The organism is Blautia intestinihominis, from assembly GCF_040096655.1.
In the GTDB taxonomy this organism is placed as follows: Bacteria; Bacillota; Clostridia; order Lachnospirales; family Lachnospiraceae; genus Blautia_A; species Blautia_A intestinihominis.
Map to the genome: position 1 here is coordinate 1 of NZ_JBBMEI010000146.1, position 2,923 is coordinate 2,923.

General features: G+C 42.6%; 1 protein-coding gene. It reads right to left on the reverse strand.

What is annotated here, in order from left to right:
- Positions 1-2,923 (reverse strand): SpaA isopeptide-forming pilin-related protein (locus WMO75_RS19135; protein ID WP_349078775.1); only part of this gene is annotated, 2,923 nt, incomplete at both ends.

The following is a 2,923-nucleotide window of genomic DNA, read 5'->3' on the forward strand; positions in this document are numbered from 1 at the left end:
AACTCTTCATCCAGAAGCACTCGCCAGATCTGTGGCTCATTTGGATGATGCTCTGTGATATTCACTTCAAAATCATCGACCGGCTTGTAGTTGTGCGGTGTTGTTGTCTCACGCACGATATAGCTTCCAAATGGTAATGGAATACTGCAGGCATACCCTTTTTCATCTGTGAAAATCTCAGTAGCTCCATTTTCGCCACTCACTACTGGTTTGGCAGAATCAAAATCATAGCTTCCATCTGCTTTCTTTGTAAGGGAAGATTTCAGATAAACTGTAAATCCAGCTCCGGATAACAGCTCTGCATCGGTCTTTCCATTGTTGGCTGCTTTGATAATCTGGAATGGCTGCTTGATGACCTGCTCACTGGAAGTGCACTCTCTTTTTACTTCTGCTGTCATATCTCCTTCATAACTGCACGTAAGATCATGCTCTTCTGCATCTGCCAGGTATCCGGTCGGCGGAGTAATCTCTTTGACATAATATTTGCCAAGATATAAGCCATTTACAGAAGCCTGTCCTTTGTCATCTGTTGTAAGAGAAGCTACCTGCTCTCCTGCTTTATAAATAGTTCCCGTTGCTCCATCCGGGTGCACGATATCTTCACGAGCATACAGTCCATAAACTGCACCTTTCAGTGTGGTATCTCCCTGCGGTACTGCTTTTCCTGTCTCTTTATCCACTTTATAAAGATTGATCTTTGCTGTCACACGGTCATTGCTGAAGGTATGGGCAAAAGATACGGTTGCTTCTTTATCATTAGTGTAAGAAAACTTGAACGTATACACATCTTCTGTATTTCTTACATAGCCTTCCGGTGCCTGATCTTCTTTTACAGAATAGGAGTATCCAATCGGCAGGTCTGCTGTGAATTTGGCAGTTCCGTCTGCACCAGTAGTTGCTTTCTCAATCAGCGTTCCTTTTTTCACAACAACGGTTCCGTCTGCATTTCTGATATCATCGGATGCATACAGAGCAAAAATAGCGCCTTTCAGTGGTTTCTTGGTGTCTTTATCCTGTTTTACTACGGAAACATCTGCTTTCTGTCTCTCGTTGTTAAAAGTCACATCTGCAAATACAACTTCTTTATTCTGACCAGCATAAGTTAGAGTCACTGACTTTTCTTCACTGCCGTTATAGAAATTGTCCGGCGCTTTTTCTTCTTTCACCACATAGTTTCCAAGATGCAGGTTCTTCAGTGTGACAGAACCATTCTCACCTGTTGTCAGATTTTCTTTTACAAGGTCACCTTTGCTGTACACTTTTGTGCCATAAGCAGTTACAATATCAGCTCCGGCATACACGTTATATACTGCATTTTTCTGTCTGCGGTTTTCATACTGAAATACCGTTCCATTTTCACTGACATCTGCTCCGGTAAGAACCTGTCCTTCTTTATAAATGGTAAGCTCTGCCAGCTGCTCCTTATTTTCCACGGTTACCGATGAAGTCTTACTTGCTACCAGTTTTACATTTGTTGCCGTTGCATTTACTACATACCCCTGTGGTGCTGTGATTTCTTTCAGATAAACGGTATCCTGTGTCTTGATAATCGTAACAGAGGATTTTCCATTCTTATCTGTTGCCGGCATCTGAGTGAGCAGCTTTGTACAAGCCTCATCGCTGTATACACCGAATACTGCACCTGCAAGATTGACATCAGCTGTATCGTCTTTCTTTACGATTTCGATCGTAGCCTGTTCAATCCAGGACACCTTTAAGCTTACATATTTTTCATCAGCGACACCTTCTCCAAACACAAATGCCAGGTCCTGAACACTTGCATTCGTAGTCAGTTTATATGCTGAATAATCTTTTGTAATACTTCCCTTCATCTTTGCAGAAAAAGTAGCACTTACATCTTTTGTCTGTGTCAGAGGCGCTGAAAGATAAAACGTGGTTCCTCCTCCAATTGTTACGCTTGCACCTGCCGCACTTACATTTCCAGTAGATACATTATGGAGCTTTACTCCTTTTGGTAAGTCCATTGTGATTTTCTGCTGGGAAGATGCGTTGAACTGAATGTTCTCCGTTCTCTGAACATTTCCATCTACATAAGCTTTTACATCCGGCTTTGAAAATGACATCGCTACATCTGGTATTTCCGGCTTATTCACACAATAATTATAGAGTTCTTTTGCCAAAGCCTCACCTGTAGCATTTGTTCCGTAAAATGCATCACTACTTCCGTTGGCATATGATGCAGCCATGTGAATAATGATGAATCTTTTTCCTTCTGAAAAATCCGTGTGTTTATTCGCAAAAAAGCTTTCACTTCCTGCGGCGTCTGTACCGTAATAACACACTTTTGCTAACGCCTGATTGTCTCCAATCTTTGTGATTGTATAATTTCCAGATCCTGGTCCTGGTTTTGCCGGCTGTACACAATACGCAGTTGCTCTGACGCTTCCGTAGCTGATATAGTACGGCTCTGTCAGATAGGTTCCAAGATTATAATCTGCATATCTATACAGTGGTCCTTTTTCAATTGTTACCTGCTGTGTACTTCTTGCTGAATAAGCCGAAACTGCTTCAAATGTTGCAATCTCTCCCTCTTCCATAGCCTCAAGATCCACACCTTCGTCTCCTGCCTGTTCCAAAACATCATGAAGCTCTAACCCTGATTCTTCATCATAGGTATCCTGGTTCTGTGCCTGCTCTACCAAATCATCAAATTCATCAGCGTCAATATCGGTAATCTCCGATTCTGCTTCTGAATCCTCCGCTTCTTCTGTCTGCTGCTCACTTACAGCTGTTTCGGATTCGGTCACTGCTTCACTCCCTGCCACCTCTGTCTGAGCTTCAGTTGCTTTCTCACGCACAATCAGTTTTCGGCTGATCTGGTACTTCGGATGCTCCTGATTTACCGGTTCCACATAATAGACCGCTTTGTAAGTGTCCGCATGATCTGTCGTAAAATCCTCAT